This is a genomic window from Aggregatibacter segnis, assembly GCF_003130075.1.
Lineage (GTDB): Bacteria > Pseudomonadota > Gammaproteobacteria > Enterobacterales > Pasteurellaceae > Aggregatibacter > Aggregatibacter segnis_A.
Map to the genome: position 1 here is coordinate 105,826 of NZ_NRCW01000001.1, position 26,790 is coordinate 132,615.

Here is a 26,790-nt window from a genome sequence, read left to right on the forward strand (position 1 = left end):
TAAAGTTTTAATTTAAAAATCGGTTGTTTAGGTTAAACGTGCGCGAATTATAGCATTTTTTTTATGTGCTGCATTTCTTGTTGTACAACAAATGTGGGTTCCGGATGGATCACAATATCGCTGTGCGGGAACGTTGTTTTTAACCGTGTTTCCAAATGTTCGGTGATATCGTGCGCTTCGATAAAAGACAGCTCATCCGCCAATTCGAGGTGAAATTGAATAAAACGAATTGCACCGGAACGACGGGTGCGTAACGCATGAAATCCGAGAATGCGTCGATCTTGGGAGATTTCTTGGTTAAGTACCGCATTAATTTGTTCAATTTCCTCAGGCGGTAACATTTGATCAAGCAATAACTGTGTTGAACTAAACAGCATTTTTGCGGCATTAAATAGAATATAAAGGGAGATTAAAATCGCAAAAACCGCATCTGCCCATAAAATACCGTGCACACTCAAGCCTAAGGAAATCAAAATGGCAAAGTTCATCAGCAAATCTGTTTGATAATGCAACCGATCCGCTTTAATTGCCGGGCTATCCGTTTCTTCAATCACACGACCTTGATACCACACTAATAATAGTGTCGCAAAAATGGAAAATACGGTGACTAACATACCAAGTATTGTATTGTTCAAGGCTTGCGGAGAATTAAAACGGTGTATGCCTTGCAGTAACAGAAAAATCGCCGAACCGGAAATAAAGGCACTTTGCACCAAAGAAGCCCGGGATTCCGCTTTGCCATGCCCAAAAGAGTGGTTGTGATCGGCAGGCATTAAAGCAAAACGCAAAATCAGCATGCTCATGAAAGAGGCCAATAGATCCAACATGGAATCAGTGATTGAGGCGAGCATACTCACTGAGCCGGTTTGCCACCAGGCAATGCCTTTTACGATAATTAACACTAAGGCGGTGATAATGGAAAAATGCGCCGCCTTTTTGACTTGAGCGGAATATTCAGAAGCCGGCATTACGCTTTACACCCCAACAGCCAATCCGCTTTGCTCAGTTGTTTCATTTCTTTTTCAACCAAATATTTTTTCAGATGGTTGACCACGCGTTTGCTATTCATATTGCCGAGTTTGTAATTTTTCGGAATTTTCAAGGAATACTGATATTGCACAAAGCCACAAAACGGCAATTCTTTACCTTTTGCCATATCGATTTGCCAATCTTTGTTTTGTTCGGATGGCTCATAAATCACATAGGCGTATAATGTTTCGTTTTGGCGATAAAGCTGAAAATTTTTCACGCCGGTGTTGGTATAAACCCGTTTACGCAAATCAATACGTTCCTGCAAAGTGCGGTTTTGAAAATTGCGATCGAGTAAAATTTCCACCGCACTTTGCCATTCTTTCGGCGTTTCGCCCGGCAGCAGATAAACATAACGAGCAACACTGCCCAAATCTTGTTGGGTCGCAAGTTGGTAGGTTTTATCGTTGTGTTGAATGCTTTGCGGCACGTCTAATTGTGAGTTGGAAACGCACGCGGTCAGGAAAAGTGTGGTCAAAATAACAAGTGTTTTTTTCATCATGTTTATTCCGCCAAATCCCGTTTAAAGACAAATTCTGTTTTGGTGGATGAGGCGCTGTCAAACCAGTAGCCGCCAAGGTCGAATTCCTTGAGCTGTTCTACGTCGCTAATGCGATGTTGAATAAGGTAACGACACATTAAGCCGCGTGCCTTTTTAGCATAGAAGCTAATCACTTTATACTTCCCATTTTTGTTATCTAAAAAGACCGGTTTAATAATGTTACCTTTGAGGTTGTGTTCTTGCACCGATTTGTAGTATTCGTCGGAGGCCAAGTTAATGAGTGTGCCGCCTTGTTGATCGATCGCTTGTTGCAATACCGGCGTAATGACATTATGCCAGAACGCATACAAATCCTTGCCTTTCGGGTTAGCGAGTTTTGTTCCCATTTCCAAGCGATATGGCTGGATTAAGTCTAATGGCGCCAATAAACCATATAAGCCGGATAAAATACGCAAGTGTTGTTGTGCATATAACACGTCTTCTTCATTTAGGGATTCAATGTCTAAGCCGGTGTAAACATCGCCTTTGAACGCATAAACCGCCGCTTTGGCATTGTGTTCATTGTGGTTTTGTTGCCATTCAGCAAAACGGGCGGCATTAAGCCCGGCGAGTTTATCGCTGATTGACATTAATGAACCGATGTCTGCCGGTGTCAGTTCACGGCAAATATCGATCAGTTGCTGGCTTTGCGCCAAAAAGTGCGGTTGAAAATGCGGGAGTTTTTTGGGCACTGCATTCTCAAAATCTAATGTTTTTGCGGGAGAAATAATCGCTAACATAAAAATTCCTGTAATGGTTCTGATAACAACGCTAAAGCGCGCTTAATTGCCAATCAATCGGGGCAATACCATGTTGTTGTAAATAGGTGTTGGCTTTCGAAAAATGGTGGCAACCGAAAAAGCCGCGATGGGCGGATAGCGGCGATGGATGCACGCTGGTTAAAACACAATGTTTTTGGCGATCAATAAATTGCCCTTTTTTCTGTGCCGGACTGCCCCATAATAGAAAGACCAGATTTTCACGATGTTGATTTAAGGCTTCAATGACTTTATCCGTAAAAATTTCCCAACCCCAATTCGCGTGGGAATGAGCTAAACCTTGTTCTACGGTTAATACCGAGTTAAGCAATAACACACCTTGCTGCGCCCATTCCACTAAATAGCCATGATTTGGCATCTGAAAGTCCTCGATGTCATTGGACAATTCTTTATACATATTTAACAAAGAGGGTGGCGGTTTGATACCGGGCTTAACGGAAAAGGATAAACCATGCGCTTGATTTGGTCCGTGGTAAGGATCTTGCCCTAAAATCACCACTTTGACCTGTTCGAATTCTGTTAATTTAAAAGCATTGAACACGTCTGGTGCGGGCGGGTAAATAATTTTCCCCAGTTCCCGTTCTGCATGTACACGTTGCAACACTTGTTGAAAATAAGGCTGTTGTTTTTCCTGCCCAATGACATCTGTCCAGGTTTTCATCATGGGGTTCCCATCTAATTTTGCGTAGCGGGAATTATAATGAAGCCATCGTGAAATTCATAGCAATAAGCGTGATTTGTTTGTTATCAAGATGTAATTAAATAGGGCTTATTTTGTTAAATCGCGCATACCTAGAATGGATTACTTTTGATATGTGTCAAATATTGAAAATGAATTAAAAAAAGACTTCGGTTCTATATCAAATTAAAGTCAAATTAATTTGAAAACTTCAAAATTTTTGATAAAATCCGCGCAGTTCAATTAATATACAGAAAAGCCAAATTTAGGAGGCATTTTATGATTAAAGGTATCCAAATCACCCAAGCGGCTAATGACAATCTTTTAAACTCTTTCTGGTTGTTAGATAGCGAAAAAGGTGAAGCACGTTGTTTATGTGCAAAAGGTGATTACGCAGAAGATCAAATCGTAGCAGTAAGCGAATTAGGTCAAATTGAATACCGCGAATTACCGGTAAACGTTGCACCAACTGTGAAAGTAGAAGGCGGTCAACACTTAAACGTGAACGTATTACGTCGTGAAACATTAGAAGACGCTGTATTACATCCGGAAAAATATCCACAATTAACCATTCGTGTTTCCGGTTACGCTGTGCGTTTCAACTCTTTAACACCTGAACAACAACGCGACGTGATTACTCGTACTTTCACTGAAAGCCTATAATTTCAGTTTGAATGAAAAAAGAAACCCCGAAGTAATTCGGGGTTTTATTTTTTTTAAACGTGGTAAAAACAGACCGCACTTTTCCTTTTCTTTTCTAGCGATTTCCGCGCTTTTCGGGTACAATCCGCCAGTTAAATTTTATGACTTTTGAATGAGAAAAATTACCAATTTATGAAGAATATTCGCAACTTTTCTATTATTGCCCATATTGACCACGGTAAATCTACCTTATCGGATCGTTTAATCCAAACTTGTGGCGGTTTGTCTGATCGTGAAATGGCGGAGCAAGTATTGGATTCTATGGATCTTGAGCGTGAGCGCGGGATTACCATTAAAGCGCAAAGCGTGACGCTGAACTATAAAGCCAAAGACGGTGAAACCTATCAACTGAATTTTATCGACACGCCGGGACACGTTGACTTTTCTTATGAAGTATCCCGCTCTCTTGCGGCCTGTGAAGGTGCTTTATTAGTGGTAGATGCCGGGCAAGGGGTAGAAGCGCAAACCTTGGCAAACTGTTATACAGCCATTGAAATGAATTTGGAAGTGGTGCCGATTTTAAACAAAATCGACTTGCCTGCCGCAGAACCTGAACGTGTTGCAGAAGAAATAGAAGACATCGTGGGTATTGATGCGATTGACGCGGTACGTTGTTCTGCGAAAACCGGCGTGGGCATTGAAGATGTATTAGAAGAAATTGTGGCGAAAATTCCGTCACCGGAAGGTGATCCGAATGCACCGTTACAAGCCTTAATCATCGATTCCTGGTTCGATAATTATTTAGGCGTGGTGTCTTTGGTTCGTATTAAAAACGGCATGTTACGCAAAGGCGATAAAATCAAAGTGATGTCCACCGGTCAATCTTATAACGTAGATCGTTTGGGGATTTTTACTCCAAAACAAGTGGATACCACCGTCTTAAATTGTGGCGAAGTAGGTTGGGTGGTCTGTGCCATTAAAGATATTTTAGGCGCTCCGGTGGGGGATACCTTAACTCACTACAACACGCCGGCGAGTTCCGTATTACCGGGATTTAAGAAAGTTAAACCACAGGTTTACGCAGGCTTGTTCCCGATTAGCTCCGATGACTATGAAGCCTTCCGTGATGCGCTTGGTAAGTTAAGTTTAAATGACGCCTCCCTGTTCTATGAACCGGAAAATTCCACCGCACTTGGCTTCGGTTTCCGTTGTGGTTTCCTTGGCTTGTTGCACATGGAAATTATTCAGGAACGTTTGGAGCGGGAATATGATTTGGATTTAATCACGACCGCACCAACTGTAGTCTATGAAGTGGAATTGACTAATGGCGAGGTGGTTTATGTTGATAGCCCGTCAAAACTGCCTCCGCTGAACAATATCGCAGAAATTCGCGAACCGATTGCGGAATGTAACATGTTGTTGCCACAGGCCTATTTGGGTAACGTGATTACATTGTGTGTGGAAAAACGTGGGGTGCAAACGCACATGGTGTACCACGGTAATCAAGTGGCGTTGACTTACGAAATTCCGATGGGCGAAGTGGTGTTAGATTTCTTTGACCGTCTCAAATCCACTTCTCGTGGTTATGCTTCTTTAGATTACGGTTTCAAACGCTTCCAAGCAGCGGATATGGTTCGCGTGGATATTATGATTAATGGTGAGCGTGTGGATGCCCTTGCGTTAATCGTACACAAAGATAACGCCCCGTATCGTGGTCGTGAGTTGGTGGAAAAAATGCGTGAATTAATTCCGCGCCAACAATTTGACATTGCGATTCAAGCTGCGATTGGTAACCACATTATTGCCCGTTCCACCGTGAAACAATTGCGTAAAAATGTGTTGGCAAAATGCTATGGTGGTGATGTGAGCCGTAAGAAAAAATTATTGCAAAAACAAAAAGAAGGTAAGAAACGGATGAAACAGCTCGGTAACGTAGAAGTGCCGCAGGAAGCGTTCTTAGCTATCTTACATGTAGGAAAAGATAAATAAGGAAGTAGCAATGTCGAACTTATTTACAATTATTTTAATCGCGATTGGATACGGTTTATGGAAAGTGTTGGATCATTTTCAGTTGCCTAATACGTTTTCTATTTTACTGATTATTTTCACCGCACTTTCAGGTGCCGTCTGGTGTTATTTACGTTTTGGGGTATTGCCGAAGCGCGCCAGACAAATCTCGCGCTTAGAGCAACGCAGTGGCAAAAGCCTCAGTGATGAAGAAAAAAACAACATTGAACCGATTTCCGAAAGTTCTGAATTTGTTGCGTCTTTGTTTCCGGTGCTTGCGTTCGTGTTAATTGTGCGTTCGTTTATTTTTGAGCCGTTTCAAATTCCCTCTTCCTCTATGGAGCCAACGCTACGCATTGGCGACTTCATTGTGGTGAACAAATTTGATTACGGCATTAAAGATCCGGTTTTCCAAAATACTCTTGTGAAAATGGGCGAGCCGCAACGTGGTGATGTGATTGTGTTTAAAGCGCCGGAATCACCAAGCACAGATTATATAAAACGTATTGTCGGCAAACCGGGCGATCGCGTGATTTATAATGAAGCCAATCGTCATTTAACCCTGGTTTACGCTAAAGACGGTAAAGAATGTTTGGCAGATTGCGATATCAAAGAATTCAGCTATACCCAACCTGAACCTAATGAGAATTTCCGTTTCATTTTAGGGCGAGATCACAGTGGAAAAGTGCAATATGGCCCGGCACCGTTAGAAACCGTTGAAACGGGCGATGTGGCGCACGCCATTCACTGGTATCCACAGCCGATTAACGAAGGGTATCGTTATAAAGCCTTTAGTAAACAAGAAAATTATGTGACGGAATGGGTTGTTCCGGAAGATCACTATTTTGTTATGGGGGATAACCGTAACAACAGCGAAGACAGCCGTTTTTGGGGCTTTGTACCATCACAAAATATTGTGGGCAAAGCGACCTATATTTGGCTGAGTTTGAAGAAAGAACAGGATGAATGGCCAACCGGCGTTCGCACAGAGCGTTTGTTCCAAAAAATTCAATAATATGCGAGAAGATAACTTAGATCGTTTACAACGAAAAATTGGCTATCATTTCCAAGATGTCGCCTTGCTTAAGCAAGCACTGACTCATCGTAGTGCGGGACATAATCACAATGAACGCCTAGAGTTCTTAGGCGATGCCATTTTGAATTTAACCATTGCAGAAGCGTTGTTTCACCAGTTTCCAAAATGTAATGAGGGTGAGTTGAGCCGTATGCGTGCGACCTTGGTGCGTGAGCCGACCTTAGCCATTCTTGCCCGAGATTTCCAATTGGGTGATTATTTATCCCTTGGGCAAGGCGAATTAAAAAGTGGCGGTTTTCGTCGTGAGTCTATTTTGGCGGATTGTGTTGAAGCGATTATCGGTGCCATTTCCCTGGACAGCAGCTTAACTCATGCGACACAGATCGTGAATCATTGGTATCAAACGCTCCTCAAAAATATTAAACCGGGCGACAATCAAAAAGACGCCAAAACCCGTTTACAGGAATATTTACAGGGTAATCGCCAGCCGTTACCGACTTACAATGTGGTGAGTATTCAAGGGGAAGCTCATAACCAATTATTTATCGTGGAATGTTCCATTTCAGATAACGACCGCACTTTTATCGGTAAAGGTTCCAGCCGTCGTAAAGCGGAACAAGCTGCGGCAGAACAAATTCTTCAAGAGTTAAACATCAAATGACAGAACAACTTGAAACATATTGTGGCTTTATTGCCATTGTAGGCCGTCCGAACGTAGGGAAATCTACCTTACTGAATAAAATTCTTGGACAAAAAATTTCTATCACGTCGCGCAAAGCGCAAACGACCCGTCATCGTATTGTGGGCATTAAAACTGAAGGTCCATATCAAGAAATTTATGTGGATACACCGGGGCTACACATTGAGGAAAAACGCGCTATTAACCGTTTAATGAACCGTGCTGCCAGCAGTGCGATTACCGATGTGGATTTGGTGATTTTTGTGGTGGATGGCACTCATTGGAACGATGACGATGAAATGGTGCTTAACAAACTGCGCAAAACAAATGTGCCGGTTGTGCTTGCCATTAATAAAATCGATAACATTAAAAATAAAGATGATTTATTGCCGTTTATTACGGAAATCAGTAGTAAATTTACGTTTACCGATATCGTGCCGATTTCCGCTGAAAAAGGGAATAATTTAGAGGTGATTGAGAACATCGTGCGTAAGTCTTTACGCCCGGGTGTGCACCATTTCCCGGAAGATTATGTGACCGATCGTTCTCAACGTTTCATGGCATCGGAAATTATTCGTGAAAAATTAATGCGTTTTATGGGTGAAGAATTACCTTATTCTGTGACCGTAGAAATTGAGCAATTTAAGGTGAACGAGCGCGGAACTTATGAAATCAATGCCTTAATTTTGGTTGAACGAGACGGACAGAAAAAAATCGTTATCGGTCACAAAGGCGAAAAATTGAAAAAAATCGGTACAGAAGCCCGTTTAGACATGGAGCGTTTATTTGATAATAAAGTCCATTTGGAACTTTGGGTGAAAGTGAAATCCGGCTGGGCGGATGATGAACGCGCCTTGCGAAGTTTGGGTTATATGGAAGAATAATGAAAAAAGGTGAGCAATAAGCTCACCTTTTTATCTTTAAAGTGCGGTAGAAAATTAAATTGTTTTCTGACCGCACTTTTATTTTTAGATATTTCTTAATTTATTGGAATAGAGCACTAAGCATAATGCGATCACCATAATTAAAATGGCGCAGGCGAAGAGAAGGGTATCTACCGAACTTTCGTGATTTACGATGATCAGACGCAACATGGCGGTGATACCGGCGTAAATAAAATAACGCAGAGGGAAATGGTAACCACTTTTGAAATATTGCACGATAAGACCGATAAAACCGAAATAGAGGAAAAACATGACGGCTTGTTCGGCAACATCATAAGGCACAATGGATGAGGTATTGAAGACCATCATTGCCAAAGAATATGTAATTTTGACGAGGGCGATAATGAGTACCAGTGCCAATGCGATTAGCGCAGAGCTTAAAACGATTTTTAATATTCCGGTGACCACTTGGGGGAGTTTTTCTAATTGTTGAGATTCTTCCATAGTTTACTTTCCTTCATTTTATAACGAGATTCAAAGGGTGCGTATTCTAAAACAAGAGAGGATAAGGGTAAATAGATTTGATTAGCGAGAAATATCGGATTTTTTAACCGCACTTTTATAAAAAGAAAGGCTGACATTTGTCAGCCTTTTTGTTTTCATTATTAATTATTTGATTACACCGCAGGCCATACGTGCACCGCCACCACCAAGTGGAGCCGGGTGGTCAGAGTGGTTGTCGCCACCCACGTGGATCATGATGGAATGACCACGAACGTCATCAAGGTGTTTGATACGTGGTGCAAGAACAGGGTTAGTTGCTGTGCCATCATGTAATACGGTTAATGCCGGTAAATCGCCTAAGTGCGCATCATCTTGCCATGGGAAACCATGCTGTTTCGCTTCTTTCGGATCCCAGTGACCGCCTGCAGCAAGCCCTGCAGTTAATTTACCGTCTTTTTCTTTCGGATCACAGCTTGGGTTTTGGTGAATATGGAAGCCATGTAAGCCTGCTTCTAATCCATTTAAGTTTGGTGTAAAGACCAAACCGTAGTTGGATTCGGTAATGGTGACAGTACCCACATCTTTATTACCGTTAACTGGGTCAAGTTGTTGTACTTTTACTTCAATAGAAGCACCGGCAGGCGCCATGTGATCGTGTTTGTGTTCATGAGCGTTCGCCATGCTTGCAGCACAGATTGCGCTGATGCTTACAGCTAAGAGAGTTTTAAATTTCATTTGTTTACTCCTTTTATGTTAAAAATCTTTTATATTCTAACTAAAATAAGGCATAAATCGAGCATTTTTAGAATGTTATTGACTATCAACGACATTTGAATTTTTTATCTTTTTTCTTTAATCGAAATGAGATTTATTTATAATAGAAATCATTGCTATTTTATTTAGGAGAAATCAGATGGCTAAAGAAGAAGTCGGTCATAATTTTTTGGCACGTTTAGGTAAAACCCGTTTGCGCCCGGGCGGGCGTAAAGCCACCGATTGGTTGATTGCAAGCGGTGATTTTAATAAAGATAAAAAAGTACTGGAAGTGGCCTGTAATATGTGTACCACCGCCATTGGATTGGCGAAGCAATATGGTTGCCGGATTGAAGGTGTTGATTTAGATGAAAACGCCTTGGAAAAAGCCAAGGCCAATATTGCAGCGAATAACTTGCAGGACAAAATTCATGTGCAACGCGCCAATGCCATGAAATTGCCTTTTGAAGATAATACCTTTGATATTGTGATTAATGAGGCCATGCTTACCATGCTGCCTGTTGAGGCCAAAATGAAAGCCGTTGCTGAATATTTTCGCGTATTGAAACCGGGTGGCTTTTTGCTGACTCATGATGTGATGTTAGTGGGGGATGATCATAAAACCATTTTGGAAAATATGCGTAATGCCATCAATGTGACGGTAACACCATTAACCAAAGACGGTTGGAAACAGGTGTTTTTAGACAGTGGTTTTCGTAATATTGAAACCTTTTCCGGTGAGATGACACTGTTGTCGCCAAAAGGCATGATTTATGACGAAGGTGTGTTAGGCACACTAAAAATCATTAAAAATGCTCTAAAAGCAGAAAATCGTGAGCAGTTTAAGCGAATGTTTAGCACCTTTAATGACCCAGAACGTAAATTACATTTTATTGCGGTTTGTAGTCAGAAATAACCGATTTTCTTATGATTAGCCTCCCAAACTGGAGGCTAATTTTTTTACAACAATTCGATTTTGCCCGAATCGATCTTAAAAGTGCGGTGCTTTTTCGGTTGCATTTCGTTGAGCTGATTTTGTGTAATGGCGGTGACAAAAACTTGTGAGCCACTGTTTTGTAGGCGCTCGGCGAGAAGACTGCGTTTAGTTTGATCCAACTCGGAGGCAAAGTCATCAATAAGGAAAATACAATGGCGTTGTTTTTGTTGCATCAAATGTTCACCTTGAGCCAAACGCAAGGCGCACATTAATAATTTCAGCTGACCACGCGATAAAATATCTTCCACCGGTAATCCATTGGCTTTAAAACGAAAATCGGCTTTTTGCGGACCGGAAACCGTATAGCCTAATGCACGATCTCGCTCGAAACTACGCTCTAGCAATTCTGCGTAGTTTTGTTCTTTTTCCCAGCCTTGATGAAAACTCACGCCAATGTCGAGTTCAGGCAGAAATAAACGGCAGGTTTGTTCAATTTCCGGTTGCAAGGCTTGTGCATATTCAGATCTTAGCTGGCTTACCTGCTCAGCAAGTTTGACTAATTCCACATCCCAAATTTTCATTTGTTGATAACTGGAAACTTGCTGTAAGGCGGCATTTCGTTGTTTGAGTAAACGGCTTAAACTCGCCCACAGATTATAAAAACTTACGTGATGATGAAATAAGCCCCAATCCAGAAAGGCGCGGCGATAGCTTGGGCCACCGTTGAGCAAATTTAAACCTTCCGGCGTGATGATTTGCATAGGGAGCAGGTGTGCGAGGTCGGAAATTTTATTGCCGTCTTCGCCATTGATTTTCACGAGCGTGTTGCCTTGGCGTAGTTTTTGTAGGCCTACAGACCATTGGTGTTGCTGTTCTTGAATTTGTCCGAAGAGGGTAAAGTGCGGTTGATCGTAGGAAATAATCCGATTACTGACCGCACTTTTAAAAGAGCGCCCGTGACCTAAATAGAAAATGGCTTCCAATAAGCTGGTTTTGCCACTGCCGTTGTTGCCAACCAAAAAGTTAAAGCCGTGATCTAATTCCAGATCCACGGCTTGTAAATTACGAAAATTTTCAACGGTTAAACGTGAAATCGCCATACATTATAAGCGCATAGGCATAATCACATATTCTGCGCTGGCGTCTTCACAATCTTCAATTAAGCAGCTGGAAGAAGCATCGGTTAAGCGCATACGCACTTGATTGCATTTCAACGCATTCAGCACGTCAAGAATATAGCTGACGTTAAAGCCCACTTCCATTTCTTCGCCACTGTAAGAGACATCGATAATTTCTTCTGCCACCTCTTGTTCCGGGTTGGTTGCGGTGATTTTTAGTTGGTTTTCACTGAGTTGTAAACGTACGCTACGGAAACGTTCGTTAGATAAAATTGCAGCGCGTACAAAGGCTTGTTTTAAGGTTTCCCAACTGGCTTCAACGATGCGGGTTGCATTGCGTGGCAACACACGACGATAATCAGGGAAACGACCATCAATAAGTTTTGATGTAAATGTGATGTTATTTAATTGAATACGTAGGTTATTTGTGCCGATTTGCAAACGCGCCGGTTGCTCGCTTGGCTCCAACAAACGTGCCAGTTCTAATACACCTTTACGCGGTAAAATCACTGAATGAGTCTGTAAATCTTGTTCTAATGGAATAGTACAAACCGCTAAACGGTGGCCATCGGTTGCAACGGTGCGCAATAAATTACCTTCCGTTTCAAATTTCATACCATTTAAGAAATAGCGCGCGTCTTGATTTGCCATGGAAAATTGAGTGGCTTCAATTAAACGGCGTAGTGTCGCTTGCTCAAGGGTGAAATCTACTTCTGATTGCCAATCTGTGAGGTTCGGATAATCTTCCGCCGGCAAGGTGGATAAATTAAATTTACTGCGATCGGAGCGTACAATGGCGCGATCTTCTTCAAATGTGACGGTAATTTCCGCATTTTCCGGCAAACTACGGCAAATATCTAAGAATTTCTTTGCCGGAATTGTGAATTTGCCGTCTTGTTCCGCATGAAGCAATGGCGTTTGGGTTGAAAGTTCGACTTCTAAATCCGTACCGGTAATGCTTAATTGATTATTCTCAATTTGCAATAAGACGTTATTTAACACCGGAATATTCGGACGGCTATTTAATACGCCACACACTTGTTGCAACGGTTTTAATAAATTTTCTCGGGAAATAATAAATTGCATCTGGTGACTCCTATACGGATAAAGTTCGGATTAAGTTAGCCCAATCTTCTTGAATATTCGGATCGGTGTCGCGGAAACTTGCAATTGTGCGACAGGCGTGTAAAACAGTGGTGTGATCGCGGTCACCGAAGGATTTGCCAATTTCCGGTAGGCTGCGGTTGGTTAATTCTTTTGCCAGCGCCATTGCCACTTGGCGTGGGCGAGCCACTGAGCGAGAGCGATTTTTGGATTTTAAATCGGATACTTTAATGCGGTAATATTCAGCAACTACTTTCTGAATATTGTCTACGGTTACCAGTTTATCTTGTAACGCCAACATGTCTTTTAAGGTTTCACGCACAAAATCAATGGTGATCGGTTCGCCCTTAAATTCCTGCATGGCTTTCACTCGGTTTAAGGCGCCTTCTAGTTCACGTACATTGGTGCGTAATTTTTGCCCGATAAAAAACGCTACATCGTGGGGTAAATCCACGTTATTTTCTTCCGCTTTTTTCATTAAAATAGCGACACGGGTTTCAAGATCTGGCGGTTCAATGGCTGTCGTGAGCCCCCAACCAAAGCGCGATTTTAGACGTTCTTCAATTTTTTCAATTTCACGTGGATAGCGGTCGGAAGTGAGAATAATTTGGCGTCCACGTTCAAATAAGGTATTGAAAATATGGAAAAATTCTTCTTGGGTTTTTTCTTTGTCGCTGAAAAATTGAATATCATCCACTAACAAGGCATCTAAAGAGCGGTAGAATTTTTTAAACTCTTCCATTTTGTTATCGCGAATATAAGTCACAACCTGTTGAACGAAGCGCTCAGAATGAATATACACCACGCGCGCCTCCGGATTGTTGGCAATAATACCGTTGCCGATAGCATGCAATAAATGGGTTTTACCTAAGCCTGTACCGCCATATAAAAAGAGCGGATTAGCGGTTTGTTCGCCGGGATTATCTGCGACCTTTTGCGCCACTGCGCGCGCCAGTTGGTTGGATTTCCCCTCAACAAAATTTTCGAAAACTAATTTGGTATTTAGGTTGGAATGGTAAGGTGTTTTATTCGGGCTTTTTTCTTCCGAAAAACCGACCGCACTTTGTTTTTTCGTAGGTTTCTCTACTTTTGGTGCGGTGGGTTTAATACCTTCAATAACCGATACGCTAAGGTTGGGATTCGCACTGGTTTGGCGAGCAATATCAGTAATTAAAGGAAGATAGTTATCAATTACCCATTTTTGCACAAAAGCATTTGATGCATAAAGTAAGATACCGCTTGTGCTAACTTCAGCTTGCAACGGATAGAGCCAGATTTTGAAATCGTCCGTAGGAATTTTATCTTGTAGTTGCAACAGGCAATTTTGCCACAGAGAATTCGGCTGGTGTTCCACGTTAATATATCCCTTGTTAATTGGTTTATGGTTTTCCTTCGATTACCTTGCCAACCTTTTATCTTATTGTTTTATATAGGTATTACTTATTGGGTGGCCGAATTTTCGGCAATAAAGTGCGGTTGGAAAGGTGATTATTTTACAATAACAGAGGAAAAAGATCTGCTATCTGGCTCTAAAAAAAGCAAAAAAGGTTGCTTGCCATTTTTAGCCAAAACCGTATAATCGCCTCGCTTTTAAATGCTGTGAGTGATGGAAAAATGAACGAGTTAACGTGTTTTTTCCCTAATCTCATTTGACGAACGCTGAATTTATGATTACAATTCCGTTCCTTATTTTTTGATAATCTTTGTTTATTTAAACGTTTCCCAGCGTTTAAAGTAGAAACAGTTACTGAAACTATTTGACTTAGGTACATTATAATGAAACGCACATTTCAACCTTCTGTATTAAAACGTAGCCGTACTCACGGTTTCCGTGCTCGTATGGCAACTAAAAATGGCCGTCAAGTTTTAGCTCGTCGTCGTGCTAAAGGTCGTAAAAGTTTATCTGCCTAATCGCATATTAATGTGGTTAAGCTAAACTTTCCTAGGGAGTTACGTTTGTTAACTCCCGAACATTTTAAATACGTCTTCCAACAGCCGTCCCGCGCCAGTTCACCTGAAATCACTGTTCTTGCCCGTAAAAATCACCTTGAGCATCCTCGCTTAGGTTTAACTGTGGCCAAAAAACACCTCAAACGAGCCCATGATCGTAATCGTATTAAACGGTTATGTCGTGAATCTTTTCGTTTAGCACAGCATAGCTTACCGAATTATGATTTTGTTGTTGTAGCAAAACAGGGAATCGGCCGTTTAGACAACCGCACTTTATGGCAAACCCTGGATAAATTATGGCAAAGACACATTCGTTTGGCGCAAAAGTCCTTATCGGATTAATTCGTTTTTATCAGATTGTTATCAGCCCATTAATTGGTCCCCGTTGTCGTTTCACACCAACTTGTTCTTGCTACGGGATTGATGCGGTAAAAACGCATGGGGTGGTAAAAGGTGGTTGGCTTACGCTTAAACGTATATTAAAATGTCATCCTTTAAACGCGGGTGGATACGATCCCGTTCCACCCAAGATCAATAATAACAAAACAGAGAATAAATAATGGATTCAAGACGCGGCCTGTTGGTCATTGCACTACTTTTTATGTCTTTTATTGTTTATCAGCAATGGCAACTTGATTATCACACGCCAAAACCTGTGGCAACTGAGCAAACCGTGACATCCACTTCGGATGTGCCGGCTTCTTCTACTGGGAGCAATACAGTCATCGCAACGGATACCCAAGTAAAAGGTAAAGTGATTACATTAGAAAATGATGTATTCCGTTTGAAAATTAATACCTTAGGTGGGGATGTTATTAGTTCTGAATTGTTGAAATATGATGCTGAACTAGATTCCAACATGCCATTTGTATTGTTACAAAATACACCGGAACACGTTTATATCGCTCAAAGCGGTTTAATCGGTAAAGATGGTATTGATACGAAAGCAGGTCGTGCTGATTATCAAGTTGAGGGTGAAAACTTCAAATTAGCCGATGGTCAAAATGAATTAATTGTTCCTTTGGTTTATCAAAAAGAGGGCGTGACTTATCGTAAAATTTTTGTATTGAAACGCGGTGAATATGACATTGCGGTCAATTATGAAATTAATAACCAAAGTGATAAAACGATTGAAGTTGAGCCTTATGGTCAGTTAAGACATACTTTAGTTGATAGCTCCGGTAATGTGGCGATGCCAACTTATACCGGTGGTGCTTATTCTTCTTCTGAAACTAATTATAAAAAATACAGTTTCAGTGACATGGAAAATGCCAATTTATCAGTGAATACCAAAGCCGGTTGGGTTGCGGTGTTACAACATTATTTCGTTTCTGCTTGGATTCCTAACCAAGATGCCGATAATCAACTTTATACTTTGACAGATAAAGCCAACAACATCGGCTCAATTGGGTATCGCGGTCCGGTTGTTGCGATTCAACCGAATACAACCGAGAAATTAACCAGCAAATTATGGACCGGTCCAAAATTACAAAATGAAATGGGACAAGTTGCAGATCATTTAGATCTCACTGTGGACTACGGTTGGGCGTGGTTTATTGCAAAACCATTATTCTGGTTGCTGACATTCATTCAACAATTAGTTCACAACTGGGGTGTGGCGATCATCTGTGTTACCTTAGTGGTTAAAGCGATTTTATATCCGCTCACAAAAGCACAATATACCTCAATGGCTAAAATGCGTATGTTGCAACCAAAATTGCAAGAAATGCGTGAACGTTTCGGTGAAGATCGTCAGCGTATGAGCCAAGAAATGATGAAACTATATAAAGACGAGAAAGTAAATCCATTAGGTGGTTGTTTACCGCTCTTGTTACAAATGCCGATTTTCATTGCCTTGTACTGGACGTTTATGGAAGCCGTTGAATTACGTCACGCACCGTTCTTTGGTTGGATTCAAGACTTGTCTGCGCAAGATCCGTATTACATCCTACCGATCTTAATGGGCGCCTCCATGTTCTTGTTGCAAAAAATGTCTCCGACACCGGTTGCCGATCCGATGCAGCAAAAAATCATGAACTTCATGCCGTTAATCTTCATGGTGTTCTTCCTTTGGTTCCCGGCAGGTTTGGTGCTTTACTGGTTGGTATCTAACTTGATCACGATTATCCAACAACAACTGATTTATCGTGGTTTAGAGAAAAAAGGGTTACATACCCGTCATAAAAAATAGTGAAATCTAGAGAATTAAAAGGCACGCATTGTGCCTTTTATTTTAGTTAAAAAATGCACGAAAAAATGACCGCACTTTTGCGTCATAAAGTGCGGTTACAAAACGCAACGCTTTTTGACTGTTGGTTCTGTCAACGACCCAATTAGGGGAAACAAGCGACCTTGTGAAGAAAAAATTAAACGTTTTGAGAGCAGACTTATGAAAGAAACAATCGTAGCTCAAGCCACTGCGCCAGGGCGTGGCGGTATTGGCATTTTACGTGTATCAGGTCCGAAGGCCACTGATGTGGCACAAGCGGTATTAGGAAAATGCCCCAAACCACGTATGGCAGATTATTTGCCCTTTAAAGATGCTGATGGCACCGTGTTAGATCAAGGGATTGCATTGTATTTTAAAGGGCCAAATTCCTTTACCGGCGAAGACGTGCTTGAACTTCAGGGGCACGGCGGACAGGTCGTATTAGATTTATTGCTAAAGCGTATTTTACTTATTGATGGCATTCGACTCGCACGTCCGGGCGAGTTTTCTGAGCAGGCATTTTTGAACGATAAATTGGATTTAGCCCAAGCGGAAGCGATTGCCGATTTAATTGATGCCAGCTCCGAACAGGCTGCACGTTCAGCCCTAAAATCGTTGCAAGGCGAGTTTTCCAATAAAGTGAATCAGCTTGTGGATTCTGTCATTTATTTGCGTACTTATGTCGAGGCGGCGATTGATTTTCCGGATGAAGAAATCGATTTTCTTGCCGATGGCAAAATTGAAGGACATTTGAATGGCATTATTGCGCAGTTGGAGCAGGTGCGTGCCGAAGCTAAACAAGGTTCTATTTTGCGTGAAGGGATGAAAGTGGTCATTGCAGGCCGTCCGAATGCAGGTAAGTCCAGTTTGTTGAATGCCCTTGCCGGACGTGAAGCAGCCATTGTCACAGACATTGCTGGGACTACGCGGGATGTGTTGCGCGAGCATATCCACTTAGATGGCATGCCATTACATATTATTGATACCGCAGGCTTACGTGATGCGACAGATGAGGTGGAGCGCATTGGTATTTCTCGTGCGTGGAATGAAATTGAACAGGCGGATCGTATTTTATTGATGTTAGACAGCAGTGATAGCGAGCAAGATTTAGCTAAAGTGCGGTCGGAATTTCTGGCAAAATTACCGAACAATATTCCGGTTACCATTATTCGCAACAAAGCGGATTTAACCGGTGAAACGGAACGCTTATATGAGCAAGACGGTTATACGGTCGTCAATTTGTCCGCCAAAACTCAGCAAGGCGTGGATTTATTGCGTGAGCATTTAAAACAAGCGATGGGGTATCAAACAGGTATCGAAGGGGGCTTCTTAGCTCGCCGTCGCCACTTGGAAGCCTTAGAACAGGCAGCACAACATTTACAGACGGGACACATTCAATTAACCCAATTCCATGCCGGTGAATTGTTGGCGGAAGAGTTGCGTATGGTGCAAGATGCTTTAAGTGAAATTACCGGCCAGTTTACCTCTGATGATTTGCTCACGAATATTTTTAGTTCGTTTTGTATCGGGAAATAGAGACAAAGTGCGGTCGGTTTTGACTGCATTTTTCAGGTATAAAAATACCGATGGTTTTCCATCGGTATTTTTGTTTATGTTGACTAGAGTAAGAGCGCAGAGCCCCATTTGATAATATCGAAGAAGAATTTATTTTGGTTAGTTGCCACGCCATCAGCTGATTTTGTGGTGCCATCAGGATTTTTCTGAACTTCGATCATGCCATTTTTATATTGACCTTTTACCACTTCTAAATCATCGGCTGCATTTTTTCTTAACAGCTCACATTGTGCTTTATCCATCTCTTCCACTTTATCCTGTCTAAATTTCTTATATTGATAAGTAGCGTAATTCATGGATTTTTCATCGTCTTGAATAATTTTTACATACTTCTCGCCAATGACGTTTTCTAATGGGTAGAAGAAAATATATTGTGAATGAATGTAAGCATCTTCTTTTGGAAAGTGCTGTTGCAAAATGCGGGTTAAATTTGGATAGATACATTGTTCCGCTTGTTTGCTGGCAAATACCCAACGTTGTGCATTATCGTCGGATAACAAATAATCTGCGCCGGCATATTCGCCGGGAATTGGATCCTGCTTGGTGCCAAATAATGAGCAACCGGTTAGGAATAAAATGACACCCGAAAAAATAAATTTCTTTAACATGGTTAAACCTTTATAGCTTGATACATTACAAAAAAACGCTGCGTATTCTAGCAATAAGCGTGTCATTTAGAAATGATTTGTTTAGTGGATACTAAAAAGTGCGGTGGATTTTCAGCATAAATTATGTTGGATGATCCACCCCACTTTTATAAGAGGAAAAACTATCGGCAAATCACCTGTTCAATCATACGACCTTTTTCAGCAGCGTTAGCGTTAGGCAATTTATCGCCATTTTGTTTGATGGAGTCGGTGTATTTTTCCACAAAGGCATTGTCTTCACTGATGACACCCGCAGAGTATTCATCAATACTAAACGTACCTTTTGCAAACATCCCGTTGAGTTGATACGTGAGGTAATTATCAACAGAGGAGGTGTTTTTCTCTAGATCATAATAATTGCTAGACATGTTAAAATGCACGCCTTGTTGTGTTTTCAAATCCTGACAAATACCGTTCTTCGTTGTAAAAACAGCATGGCTTAAACGTCCTTGACCAAATTCATAATATTCAAATTTTTTAGCATTGGCTAATTTCTTCAGATCGTGTTCGTTACTTGGATTCATTGATTTTCCATTGTGTAAATACATCACCGGAATCAGCCTGTTGCCACTGAATTCTTGTTGATAAATTTCACCAAGAATTTTACTTCCTCGCCGTGCTTTTAAGACGGGCTTTTTCATATCGCTATCGGATGCGCCGGCAATTTTCTCAAAAGAAATCGATTTGATTTGACTGTCTAAATCAACGTAGTGACGTTCATGTACATCGGTAGAAATATCTTCAAACGCATTCCAGCCATCGCTATTTTTTCCTGGGGTATTGGCGTGAGCGCAAGCGATTAATGTCATAATCGAGCAGGCGAGCGTACTGAATTTTAAGATTTTCATTTTTCTCCTAAAATTTGATTATTGATAATCAAAAAAACCGCACTCTTTTAAAAGTGCGGTCATTTTTACAGGTGTTTTTTTATTCGTTAAACGAATCTTTCAAACGTTCATCAGCGCGACGGGCTTCGCCTTTGTGTTGTAATTTATTAAGCTGTTTCTCAAGTTTTTCTTCAACGTCGTTGATAGCTTTATACATATCTTCTGCCTCAGCGCTGGCAATGAGGTTGCCAAATGGGGTGCCGATAGAGGCATCAACGGAAAAGCCTTTAGGCGTTTTGTTTAAAATAAAGTGAGGATTGATCAGTTGGGTATGCCATTTATTCAGTTTGACAAGTCGTTCTTCAACGTGAGCACGGATTGCAGGGGTGATATCCATTTGTTTACTGGTAATATTTAATGTCATAGCATTTACCTCTTATGTGAATGGGGTCTGAGACCCAGTTGAAATCCTTAGTTACAACATAGTAACCTTGCTTTTAATTTTCAAGCGCTTTTTAGGTTGTTTAAAAAGAAAAGTTTAAAAATATGATCCAGGTCTGAAAATTGGGAAAAGATGCTTTTTTTGCGGAGATAAGTTGCTATGATGGGCAAGTTAAAGAAAGCGGATATTATATTTAATATCCGCTTTCTTTTTTATTATTGGGTCATTTCGTCTTGGTCAAACTGATTGGCATTGAGGCGTGAAAAATAGTCTTTCGTTTCTTCAATAACCACTTTGCGCAAGCCGATTAAGGCAACTAAGTTTGGAATCGCCATTAAGCCGTTGACGATATCCGCTAAAATCCAAATGAGATTTAAATGAATAAATGCGCCACAGCCGACTAATGCGATAAATGCGATACGGTAGAGTTTAATACCTCGGATGCCCACCAAATAAACAAAGCAACGTTCACCGTAATAGCACCAGCCAAGAATGGTCGTAAAGGCGAAAAACAGGAGTCCAATGGTGACAATCGTTGCACCAATAGAAGAGCCTAAACCTTGAGAGAATGCATAGTTGGTCACGACAGCACCTTCCATGCCTGGTGTTTGCCACGCGCCGGTTAGGACTAAAACAATACCCGTCATAGTACAGACGATAATCGTATCTAAGAATGTACCTGTCATGGAAATCAGACCTTGGCGTACCGGCTCTTTAGTTTGTGCGGCAGCCGCAGCAATCGGAGCACTCCCTAAACCGGATTCATTGGAGAAAATCCCGCGAGCTACACCGGATTGGATGGCTTTCATCACGGTAAAACCTAATGCACCGCCCAATGCGGCTTCCGGATTGAATGCACTGTGAATGATTAACTGAAGTGCGGTCGGAATTTTGTCTAAATTTAACAGAATGATAATGATGGATGTCGCAACATAAAAGACTGCCATAAATGGCACGATGTAGGATGACACCAACGCGATACGTTTTACTCCACCAAGAATAATTAAGCCTACTAACAGGGTGATGATAGCCGCGGTGATACTGACGGGAATGCTAAAAGTATCTTGCATCGCATGGGTGATGGCGTTGACTTGCGGGAACGTGCCGATACCAAAGAATGCGACGAGTACGCCAAATAGGGCAAAGAGTTTTGCTAACCACCCCAAACCAAGGCCGCGTTCGATGTAATACATCGGACCGCCCGCCATAAAACCGTTTTTGTCGCGTACACGATATTTAACGGCTAACAAACATTCTGCGTATTTGGTCGCCATGCCAAGTAATGCGACTAACCACATCCAGAAGATGGCACCAGGGCCGCCCGCTTGTACTGCTGTTGCAACGCCCACAATGTTTCCTGTGCCGATGGTGGCGGCAAGCGCGGTACACAGGGCGGCAAAAGAAGAAACATCCCCTTTTTGTTGTAAACCCGAATCGCGTTTAAACAAATAGCGCAAGGCGCGAGGCAATTGAACGATTTGAATAAAGCCTAAGCGAAGGGTTAAATATAATCCGGTACCGGATAATAAAATGAGTAGAGGCGGACCCCATATAAAGGAGTCTATTGCAGATAAAATATTTTCGAATGTCATTGATGGTTCCTCGTAAATAACCTGATTACAAGGAGGCGGAAAGAATTTTACGGATAGATAAAATAGGAAATAACTCAATAAATTGAGTATGTTATATTCACCGAAATCTTCTGCCCCTGTCCTTTTGCCTGAGCGTTTGAAAAGCGGTGAATATTCCGCTTCTTTGCGCCTTCGGCGTCCATGAGTACTTTCAAGTCAAACTTGAAAAGTACCTTGGATCTCTCCAAGGGTTCGTCCAGTAACAGTCCCTGCCATCGCGCCTGAAAGATTTTACCTCGTCGGCGTGGGGTCAATTCCCCGCTCTCCAGCTACCTTCGTCCGAACAATTTATGCTTGCACATAAAGTGCGATAAATTCTAGCAATATAATTTTAAGATCTCAATCATGCCGTTGGCTGCATTGCCATTTTTTTGCAATATAACTGCAGGTGGGCACCAATTTGAGCTGATTTTCTCGAATAAACGTGATTAAGGCTTGATATAACTTGTCGGCTACACCTTGCCCACGTAATGTTTCCGACACATAAGTGTGATTGGCATTGATGGTGTGGTCGTCAATGAAAAAATAAGTGAGTTTGGCAACAGGTTGTTGTTTTTCGTCTAACACAAAAAAGCTACCTTGCTCGGCATTTTGCTCGTGCTGAATTTTCATGAGTGGTTTACCCAGTCATTGTCTTCATTTAATAGGCCGTTAGCCGCAAAATCGGCGGTTTCGCATGGAATCGCCTTTTCTTCTGCCGCCCATTCTCCTAAATCAATAAGCTGGCAGCGCTTGCTACAAAAAGGGCGGTAAGGGCTTTGTTCCGACCATTCAACCTGTTTATGGCAAATAGGGCAAGGAACAGTAAAGATATCATTGCTCATCGAATTTCTCCGCGAGTTGTAAATAAAGGTGGTGCAAGTCTAGCACTTTTTGTTTGAGTTGAGGCAGACTGGCAATAAGGTCTTCGTTATTATTAATGACATCATCGGCATATTTTAAACGTTCTTGGCGGCTCACCTGAGATTGCATAATGCGTTTAATCTGCTCAACTTGATTGTTATCCCGTTGGCAGGCACGTTCTACTTGGGTGTGCTCTAACACATCAACGACTAAGATTCGCTGACAAAGTGCGGTCAAATTATTCTCAATTAATAATGGCACCATGAAAATGCAATAAGGCGCCTGTTGTGCGGCGAGTTGTCGCAACATTTCATGACGGATGGCGGGGTGCAATAATTGATTCAGCCACTGTTTCTGCGTTTCATTGGCAAAGATCTTTTCTCGCAGGGCGGCACGATTGAGCGCGCCGTCTTCAAGTAAAATCTCCGGTCCGAAATGGGTCGCAATTTCTGCCAATAATGGTGAATTTTTTTCTACCACTTGGCGAGCAACGAGATCGGCATCAACGATCGGTACGCCAAGCTCTGCAAATAATTCGGCAATGGTACTTTTGCCGCTACCGATCCCACCTGTGAGCCCAACCACATATGTCATGTTATGTCCTTTGTATAATCAACAGTGGCGCGATCATACGTTCATGTGTTCAATTAAGCAATAAACAGACGAGCCCGGAAAGAGAGAGAAATGGACCGAATGGTACTACGTTGAGTGTACGATTTCGATATTTGGCGTAGATCGCGTAGGTTAAGCCGAAAAGGCAGGCGAGGAATAAAAAGACGGGGAGTTGCTGTGCCGGCAGAAAAGCCCCTAACCCGAGAGCCAGCCAGTAGTCGCCTCGTCCTAACGCTTCTTGTCGGTAGTACCCTTTGGCAGCATGATAGATAGCATAAAAAACGCCTCCAAAGAGGACCGCACTTTGTAGGCTTTGTTCAAGGGATAATGCTCCGATTTGCCAATATGCTGCTCCTAAGCCGAGGGCAAGTAAGGCTTGGCACAATGTGGGCGAGATCAGGCGATAGTGCCAATCCACCAAAGAAATTGCGCTCAAAATGGTGATATAAAGCGCAAGGCAAAGTCCCTTTGATGGCTCGTCATTGGTGGCATAGCAAAGTAAAAAGAACAGTGCGAACAGCATGCCGTAAATCAGTGCGGAAGCTTGTTTTTGGAGTGGCTTGAGAACGGATTTTCCCGGCATAAAGTGCGGTGGATTTTCCGGGTAAATTTCAATGTATGCGATGTAAACCTCATGACTTAATTTGCGGGCAAAGTGCACTACATAATTATGTACCAACCCGCCACAGACAACACCAGCAAGCAGAAAGAATAGCCACATCATTGTACTAGCGAACCCATGTTGAAAATCGGTAGGTACATGCCGAGCATAATTAAACCGATAAGTCCGCCGATAATCACCATTAATAAAGGCTCCAGCATTTGTGACAGGAGATCAATTTGATGATCTAGCTGTTGTTGATGATCGTTGGCGATAAATTGCAGCATCTTGGGCAATTCTCCACTTTGTTCTCCTACTTGTAGCATTTGTTGGGCTGCAGGGGGAAAAATTTGTCCGCTCACGCTGGCGGAAAACGGATAGCCTTGTTGAATCCAATGGAGTGCTGATTGTACTTCCGTCATTAATATTAAATCGCCTTGTAATTGAGGTTTGGTTTGCCAACTTTGTTGTTTCGGCAGGAAAGATTGAAGTGCCTGATTTAGTGGAATACCAGCCTGTAACATCAAAAATAAACTGCGGCTGAAGCTCACCAAACGGGAAAGCCGAACGATATGATTAAGTAGCGGAATGTTGTTGAACAAACGTGTTTTTTGTCGATGAAGCCAGGGCGAATGTTTCAGCTGAAAGCGAATGAGTATGACGATGAGTACAACAACGATGAGTAGAGCCAACCAATAATTTTGTAACCCTTGGGAGAGCGTAAGCAGAAGTTGTGTAAAGGTGGGGAGTTGTGCGCTGTTGTTGTCATACATCGCCGCAAATTGTGGCACGATGAATAACAATAGCAGGACGGTCAATGTTAATGAAATACCCAGTACCAACACAGGGTAAAGCAAGATCTTTTGCATTTTACGCTGAAACGCCAGTGCTTGTTGTTTATGTTGGGCTATTTCATGACAAACCGCAGCAAGTTTGCCGGTCATTTCACCTACTTGAATAAGTTGGCGTTCTTGATAGGTGAGGTATAACCCTTGCTGTTCTAAGGCTTGAGAAAAGGCTAAACCCCTTTCAATGTCTCGTAATAAGAGACGGAGCCATTGATTCAGTGCGATATTGGTGCAGTTTTGCAACAGAATTTGCAGACTATGTTTTAAGGGGACCGCGGCTTGTAATAATGTCGCGAGCTGTGAAAGTAAGGCACAGATCTCGGCATTTTTCGGTTTATTGCTCAGTTGCCAGTTTTGTTGCAATGTAATGCTTTGCAAACCTCGCGCCATTAACTGCTGCCGTGCCTTTGCTTCGCTTTCTGCTACGATGAGTCCTTTTTGTTTTTGTTGTAACCGATTGATGGCTCGCCAGCGAAACAGTTTTAATTTAGTCATATGTTTGTCCTAAAACCCGTTGAATTTCAGCCAAATCAGTTATGCCGTTTTTGATTTTTTCTAAGGCGCTTTGGCGTAAATCATCGAAATCCATTTCATAGCCTTGCGGATGGTGTAGTTGAGGTTGTAGGAATTGATATACCCCGACACGCCCTTTGTAACCTTGATGACAGTCGCAAAAATGGTTGGGATTTCCACCGCACTTTTGGCAACGTTTACGCACCAATCGTTGCGCGATGACAAGTAACAAGCTGCTGTCGATTTCATGGCGCTGAATACCCAACTGTTGCAAGCGGGAAATGGCGGAAGGAGCATCATTGGTGTGTAAGGTAGAAAGGACTAAGTGTCCTGTTTGTGCGGCGCGTAGTGCCATGGCGGCACTTTCTTCATCACGAATTTCACCTAGCATAATGATGTCGGGATCTTGGCGTAAGAAGGTACGAAGGAGACGGCTGAAATCCAAGCCAATAGGATTATTTACTTGAGTTTGAATAATACCTGGCAACTGAATTTCAATGGGATCCTCTGCCGTCATAATGTGTTTTTCCGGTGTATTTAAATACTGTAATGCTGTATACAAAGAAATACTTTTACCGCTACCGGTCGGGCCGGTTACTAAAATCAACCCTTGGGGTTGGCTTAATGCATGACGGAAAAGTTGTTGCTGTGATTCAGTCATGCCCAATTCACTGAATTCCAACTGAACGGGCCGATTTTGCTGTAAACGCAACACGGCTTTTTCGCCAAATTGGGTCGCAAGGGTTGAGAGACGAAAATCTAAAATATCGGAAAAGGTGGTTTTAAACTGAAAGCGGCCGTCTTGCGGTAAACGTGTCTCGCTAATATCCAATTTCGCCAATAATTTCAGACGGGAAATTAAGCGGTTTGCCAAAGAACGCGAGATTTGTTCTTGTACTTGCAATACGCCATCAATACGAAAACGCACTTGCAATCCCTCGGTTTGCGGTTCCAAATGAATATCGGATGCTTTTTTCTGTGTAGCGTTTTCAAAAATCTGATTGAGTTGTTGAATGATCGGCTCATCAATTTGCTGGGTATCAGGCTGTTCTTGTAGTTCAGTTGAATAAAAGAGCGGTTGATTTTCCTCGACTTTTTCAGGTTTTGTTAAGTCCTGTAGTGCGCTTTTGAGTACATGGCTAGGCAATAACACAGGCTCAATGTGCTTTCCACTGAGAAAGGAAAAGGTTTCACAAGCGGCAAGATTGGTTAATGAATCCAATCCTAGCCACAGAGTTTGGGCGTCTTCTTTTAACGGTAATGCTAAATAACGTAAGAGGACGGTTTGTTGCTGCTGATTTTTAAGCCAGAGCTCAGGCGTAATACTAAATTCATCGCCCTGTTGATTGACGACCGAATAATGCCGTTCCATCGGATGTTGCATCTCCTTTACCGCCCTA

General features: G+C 42.1%; 30 protein-coding genes and 1 riboswitch. Of the genes, 11 read left to right on the top strand and 19 right to left on the bottom strand.

Features of this window, described 5'->3' with window-relative positions; all coding sequences use genetic code 11:
* Positions 1–47: 47 nt before the first annotated feature.
* Genes DK415_RS00555 through ung form a run of 4 tightly spaced genes read right to left on the bottom strand, consistent with a single transcriptional unit; the run spans position 48 to position 3,010 of the window.
* Entirely contained in the window at positions 48–968 is a 921-nt protein-coding gene (locus tag DK415_RS00555; RefSeq protein WP_109431984.1) for a cation diffusion facilitator family transporter, read from the bottom strand.
* Positions 968–1,528, bottom strand: coding sequence for a hypothetical protein (locus DK415_RS00560; RefSeq protein WP_109432215.1), 561 nt, complete (start codon positions 1,526–1,528; stop codon positions 968–970). Before DK415_RS00560 ends, DK415_RS00555 begins: the two co-directional genes overlap by 1 nt.
* Positions 1,529–1,533: 5 nt before the next feature.
* Positions 1,534–2,310, bottom strand: a complete 777-nt coding sequence (yaaA, locus tag DK415_RS00565; RefSeq protein WP_109431985.1) for a peroxide stress protein YaaA — start codon at positions 2,308–2,310, stop codon at positions 1,534–1,536.
* 31 nt (positions 2,311–2,341) lie between these two features.
* Positions 2,342–3,010: a uracil-DNA glycosylase gene (gene ung / locus DK415_RS00570; protein ID WP_109431986.1), complete on the bottom strand. Its 669-nt coding sequence runs from the start codon at positions 3,008–3,010 to the stop codon at positions 2,342–2,344.
* Between the two features lie 297 nt (positions 3,011–3,307).
* Between ung and grcA the strand changes: the two genes are divergently transcribed.
* From grcA to era, 5 genes are all read left to right on the top strand, one after another.
* Positions 3,308–3,691, top strand: coding sequence for an autonomous glycyl radical cofactor GrcA (grcA, locus tag DK415_RS00575; protein WP_048749362.1), 384 nt, complete (start codon positions 3,308–3,310; stop codon positions 3,689–3,691).
* 171 nt (positions 3,692–3,862) lie between these two features.
* Entirely contained in the window at positions 3,863–5,659 is a 1,797-nt protein-coding gene (lepA, locus tag DK415_RS00580) for a translation elongation factor 4 (RefSeq protein WP_109431987.1), read from the top strand.
* A gap of 10 nt (positions 5,660–5,669) precedes the next feature.
* A complete protein-coding gene (lepB, locus tag DK415_RS00585) occupies positions 5,670–6,692 on the top strand; it encodes a signal peptidase I (RefSeq protein ID WP_109431988.1) in 1,023 nt (340 codons plus the stop codon).
* A gap of 1 nt (position 6,693) precedes the next feature.
* Entirely contained in the window at positions 6,694–7,374 is a 681-nt protein-coding gene (gene rnc, locus DK415_RS00590) for a ribonuclease III (RefSeq protein ID WP_109432216.1), read from the top strand.
* Entirely contained in the window at positions 7,371–8,276 is a 906-nt protein-coding gene (gene era, locus DK415_RS00595; RefSeq protein WP_109431989.1) for a GTPase Era, read from the top strand. The genes rnc and era overlap by 4 nt, the downstream gene beginning before the upstream one ends.
* A gap of 84 nt (positions 8,277–8,360) precedes the next feature.
* Here era and psiE read toward each other — a convergent pair whose 3' ends face one another.
* Together psiE and sodC are read right to left on the bottom strand one after the other, a co-directional pair.
* On the bottom strand, positions 8,361–8,780 hold the full coding sequence (psiE, locus tag DK415_RS00600) for a phosphate-starvation-inducible protein PsiE (RefSeq protein ID WP_048749371.1): 420 nt from the start codon (positions 8,778–8,780) through the stop codon (positions 8,361–8,363).
* Between the two features lie 165 nt (positions 8,781–8,945).
* Positions 8,946–9,515, bottom strand: coding sequence for a superoxide dismutase family protein (sodC, locus tag DK415_RS00605; RefSeq protein WP_048749375.1), 570 nt, complete (start codon positions 9,513–9,515; stop codon positions 8,946–8,948).
* Positions 9,516–9,693: 178 nt separating this feature from the next.
* Between sodC and DK415_RS00610 the strand changes: the two genes are divergently transcribed.
* A complete protein-coding gene (locus tag DK415_RS00610; protein ID WP_109431990.1) occupies positions 9,694–10,449 on the top strand; it encodes a class I SAM-dependent methyltransferase in 756 nt (251 codons plus the stop codon).
* A 44-nt stretch (positions 10,450–10,493) separates the two neighbouring features.
* Here the strand turns inward: DK415_RS00610 and recF are convergent, their stop codons facing one another.
* Genes recF through dnaA form a run of 3 tightly spaced genes read right to left on the bottom strand, consistent with a single transcriptional unit; the run spans position 10,494 to position 14,046 of the window.
* Positions 10,494–11,570 (bottom strand): DNA replication/repair protein RecF, encoded by a 1,077-nt coding sequence (gene recF / locus DK415_RS00615; protein ID WP_109431991.1) that lies wholly within the window; start codon positions 11,568–11,570, stop codon positions 10,494–10,496.
* 3 nt (positions 11,571–11,573) lie between these two features.
* Entirely contained in the window at positions 11,574–12,674 is a 1,101-nt protein-coding gene (gene dnaN / locus DK415_RS00620) for a DNA polymerase III subunit beta (RefSeq protein WP_109431992.1), read from the bottom strand.
* 10 nt (positions 12,675–12,684) lie between these two features.
* Positions 12,685–14,046, bottom strand: a complete 1,362-nt coding sequence (dnaA, locus tag DK415_RS00625; protein ID WP_109431993.1) for a chromosomal replication initiator protein DnaA — start codon at positions 14,044–14,046, stop codon at positions 12,685–12,687.
* 422 nt (positions 14,047–14,468) lie between these two features.
* Here dnaA and rpmH point away from each other — a divergent pair, with 422 nt between their 5' ends.
* The 5 genes from rpmH to mnmE all read left to right on the top strand — a co-directional run bounded on the left by rpmH (position 14,469) and on the right by mnmE (position 18,387).
* Positions 14,469–14,603: a 50S ribosomal protein L34 gene (rpmH, locus tag DK415_RS00640; protein ID WP_005539760.1), complete on the top strand. Its 135-nt coding sequence runs from the start codon at positions 14,469–14,471 to the stop codon at positions 14,601–14,603.
* Between the two features lie 12 nt (positions 14,604–14,615).
* The gene (rnpA, locus tag DK415_RS00645) at positions 14,616–14,984 is read left to right on the top strand and encodes a ribonuclease P protein component (protein WP_109431995.1); all 369 of its coding nucleotides are present in this window, start codon (positions 14,616–14,618) and stop codon (positions 14,982–14,984) included.
* Complete coding sequence (gene yidD, locus DK415_RS00650) at positions 14,939–15,202, top strand: membrane protein insertion efficiency factor YidD (protein ID WP_109431996.1); 264 nt, start codon at positions 14,939–14,941, stop codon at positions 15,200–15,202. The genes rnpA and yidD overlap by 46 nt, the downstream gene beginning before the upstream one ends.
* Positions 15,202–16,833, top strand: coding sequence for a membrane protein insertase YidC (gene yidC / locus DK415_RS00655; RefSeq protein ID WP_048749384.1), 1,632 nt, complete (start codon positions 15,202–15,204; stop codon positions 16,831–16,833). Before yidD ends, yidC begins: the two co-directional genes overlap by 1 nt.
* A 198-nt stretch (positions 16,834–17,031) precedes the next feature.
* Positions 17,032–18,387, top strand: coding sequence for a tRNA uridine-5-carboxymethylaminomethyl(34) synthesis GTPase MnmE (gene mnmE / locus DK415_RS00665; protein ID WP_109431998.1), 1,356 nt, complete (start codon positions 17,032–17,034; stop codon positions 18,385–18,387).
* A gap of 83 nt (positions 18,388–18,470) precedes the next feature.
* Here mnmE and DK415_RS00670 read toward each other — a convergent pair whose 3' ends face one another.
* The 10 genes from DK415_RS00670 to DK415_RS00715 form a co-directional block, all read right to left on the bottom strand.
* Entirely contained in the window at positions 18,471–19,034 is a 564-nt protein-coding gene (locus tag DK415_RS00670) for a DUF5358 domain-containing protein (RefSeq protein WP_109431999.1), read from the bottom strand.
* A gap of 161 nt (positions 19,035–19,195) precedes the next feature.
* Positions 19,196–19,921 (bottom strand): DUF8095 domain-containing protein, encoded by a 726-nt coding sequence (locus tag DK415_RS00675; RefSeq protein ID WP_109432000.1) that lies wholly within the window; start codon positions 19,919–19,921, stop codon positions 19,196–19,198.
* 79 nt (positions 19,922–20,000) lie between these two features.
* Positions 20,001–20,324, bottom strand: a complete 324-nt coding sequence (raiA, locus tag DK415_RS00680) for a ribosome-associated translation inhibitor RaiA (RefSeq protein ID WP_006719151.1) — start codon at positions 20,322–20,324, stop codon at positions 20,001–20,003.
* Between the two features lie 233 nt (positions 20,325–20,557).
* Positions 20,558–21,934 (bottom strand): alanine/glycine:cation symporter family protein, encoded by a 1,377-nt coding sequence (locus tag DK415_RS00685; RefSeq protein WP_109432001.1) that lies wholly within the window; start codon positions 21,932–21,934, stop codon positions 20,558–20,560.
* A gap of 106 nt (positions 21,935–22,040) precedes the next feature.
* Positions 22,041–22,171: riboswitch (glycine riboswitch) on the bottom strand.
* A gap of 141 nt (positions 22,172–22,312) precedes the next feature.
* Positions 22,313–22,585: a GNAT family N-acetyltransferase gene (locus tag DK415_RS00690; protein ID WP_109432002.1), complete on the bottom strand. Its 273-nt coding sequence runs from the start codon at positions 22,583–22,585 to the stop codon at positions 22,313–22,315.
* Positions 22,582–22,797, bottom strand: a complete 216-nt coding sequence (gene yacG, locus DK415_RS00695) for a DNA gyrase inhibitor YacG (protein ID WP_109432003.1) — start codon at positions 22,795–22,797, stop codon at positions 22,582–22,584. Before yacG ends, DK415_RS00690 begins: the two co-directional genes overlap by 4 nt.
* On the bottom strand, positions 22,787–23,410 hold the full coding sequence (gene coaE, locus DK415_RS00700) for a dephospho-CoA kinase (RefSeq protein ID WP_109432004.1): 624 nt from the start codon (positions 23,408–23,410) through the stop codon (positions 22,787–22,789). Before coaE ends, yacG begins: the two co-directional genes overlap by 11 nt.
* 49 nt (positions 23,411–23,459) lie before the next feature.
* A complete protein-coding gene (locus tag DK415_RS00705) occupies positions 23,460–24,152 on the bottom strand; it encodes a prepilin peptidase (RefSeq protein ID WP_109432005.1) in 693 nt (230 codons plus the stop codon).
* Positions 24,149–25,372 (bottom strand): type II secretion system F family protein, encoded by a 1,224-nt coding sequence (locus tag DK415_RS00710; protein WP_109432006.1) that lies wholly within the window; start codon positions 25,370–25,372, stop codon positions 24,149–24,151. The genes DK415_RS00705 and DK415_RS00710 overlap by 4 nt, the downstream gene beginning before the upstream one ends.
* A complete protein-coding gene (locus tag DK415_RS00715) occupies positions 25,365–26,774 on the bottom strand; it encodes a GspE/PulE family protein (RefSeq protein ID WP_109432007.1) in 1,410 nt (469 codons plus the stop codon). Before DK415_RS00715 ends, DK415_RS00710 begins: the two co-directional genes overlap by 8 nt.
* Between the last annotated feature and the right edge of the window lie 16 nt (positions 26,775–26,790).

Bases quoted from the DNA above. Each gene is read 5' to 3' on its own strand.
- DK415_RS00555 (WP_109431984.1), bottom strand. From the start codon at position 968: ATGCCGGCTTCTGAATATTCCGCTCAAGTCAAAAAGGCGGCGCATTTT.
- DK415_RS00560 (WP_109432215.1), bottom strand. From the start codon at position 1,528: ATGAAAAAAACACTTGTTATTTTGACCACACTTTTCCTGACCGCGTGC.
- yaaA (WP_109431985.1), bottom strand. From the start codon at position 2,310: ATGTTAGCGATTATTTCTCCCGCAAAAACATTAGATTTTGAGAATGCA.
- ung (WP_109431986.1), bottom strand. From the start codon at position 3,010: ATGAAAACCTGGACAGATGTCATTGGGCAGGAAAAACAACAGCCTTAT.
- grcA (WP_048749362.1), top strand. From the start codon at position 3,308: ATGATTAAAGGTATCCAAATCACCCAAGCGGCTAATGACAATCTTTTA.
- lepA (WP_109431987.1), top strand. From the start codon at position 3,863: ATGAAGAATATTCGCAACTTTTCTATTATTGCCCATATTGACCACGGT.
- lepB (WP_109431988.1), top strand. From the start codon at position 5,670: ATGTCGAACTTATTTACAATTATTTTAATCGCGATTGGATACGGTTTA.
- rnc (WP_109432216.1), top strand. From the start codon at position 6,694: ATGCGAGAAGATAACTTAGATCGTTTACAACGAAAAATTGGCTATCAT.
- era (WP_109431989.1), top strand. From the start codon at position 7,371: ATGACAGAACAACTTGAAACATATTGTGGCTTTATTGCCATTGTAGGC.
- psiE (WP_048749371.1), bottom strand. From the start codon at position 8,780: ATGGAAGAATCTCAACAATTAGAAAAACTCCCCCAAGTGGTCACCGGA.
- sodC (WP_048749375.1), bottom strand. From the start codon at position 9,515: ATGAAATTTAAAACTCTCTTAGCTGTAAGCATCAGCGCAATCTGTGCT.
- DK415_RS00610 (WP_109431990.1), top strand. From the start codon at position 9,694: ATGGCTAAAGAAGAAGTCGGTCATAATTTTTTGGCACGTTTAGGTAAA.
- recF (WP_109431991.1), bottom strand. From the start codon at position 11,570: ATGGCGATTTCACGTTTAACCGTTGAAAATTTTCGTAATTTACAAGCC.
- dnaN (WP_109431992.1), bottom strand. From the start codon at position 12,674: ATGCAATTTATTATTTCCCGAGAAAATTTATTAAAACCGTTGCAACAA.
- rpmH (WP_005539760.1), top strand. From the start codon at position 14,469: ATGAAACGCACATTTCAACCTTCTGTATTAAAACGTAGCCGTACTCAC.
- yidD (WP_109431996.1), top strand. From the start codon at position 14,939: ATGGCAAAGACACATTCGTTTGGCGCAAAAGTCCTTATCGGATTAATT.
- yidC (WP_048749384.1), top strand. From the start codon at position 15,202: ATGGATTCAAGACGCGGCCTGTTGGTCATTGCACTACTTTTTATGTCT.
- mnmE (WP_109431998.1), top strand. From the start codon at position 17,032: ATGAAAGAAACAATCGTAGCTCAAGCCACTGCGCCAGGGCGTGGCGGT.
- DK415_RS00670 (WP_109431999.1), bottom strand. From the start codon at position 19,034: ATGTTAAAGAAATTTATTTTTTCGGGTGTCATTTTATTCCTAACCGGT.
- DK415_RS00675 (WP_109432000.1), bottom strand. From the start codon at position 19,921: ATGAAAATCTTAAAATTCAGTACGCTCGCCTGCTCGATTATGACATTA.
- raiA (WP_006719151.1), bottom strand. From the start codon at position 20,324: ATGACATTAAATATTACCAGTAAACAAATGGATATCACCCCTGCAATC.
- DK415_RS00685 (WP_109432001.1), bottom strand. From the start codon at position 21,934: ATGACATTCGAAAATATTTTATCTGCAATAGACTCCTTTATATGGGGT.
- DK415_RS00690 (WP_109432002.1), bottom strand. From the start codon at position 22,585: ATGAAAATTCAGCACGAGCAAAATGCCGAGCAAGGTAGCTTTTTTGTG.
- yacG (WP_109432003.1), bottom strand. From the start codon at position 22,797: ATGAGCAATGATATCTTTACTGTTCCTTGCCCTATTTGCCATAAACAG.
- coaE (WP_109432004.1), bottom strand. From the start codon at position 23,410: ATGACATATGTGGTTGGGCTCACAGGTGGGATCGGTAGCGGCAAAAGT.
- DK415_RS00705 (WP_109432005.1), bottom strand. From the start codon at position 24,152: ATGATGTGGCTATTCTTTCTGCTTGCTGGTGTTGTCTGTGGCGGGTTG.
- DK415_RS00710 (WP_109432006.1), bottom strand. From the start codon at position 25,372: ATGACTAAATTAAAACTGTTTCGCTGGCGAGCCATCAATCGGTTACAA.
- DK415_RS00715 (WP_109432007.1), bottom strand. From the start codon at position 26,774: ATGCAACATCCGATGGAACGGCATTATTCGGTCGTCAATCAACAGGGC.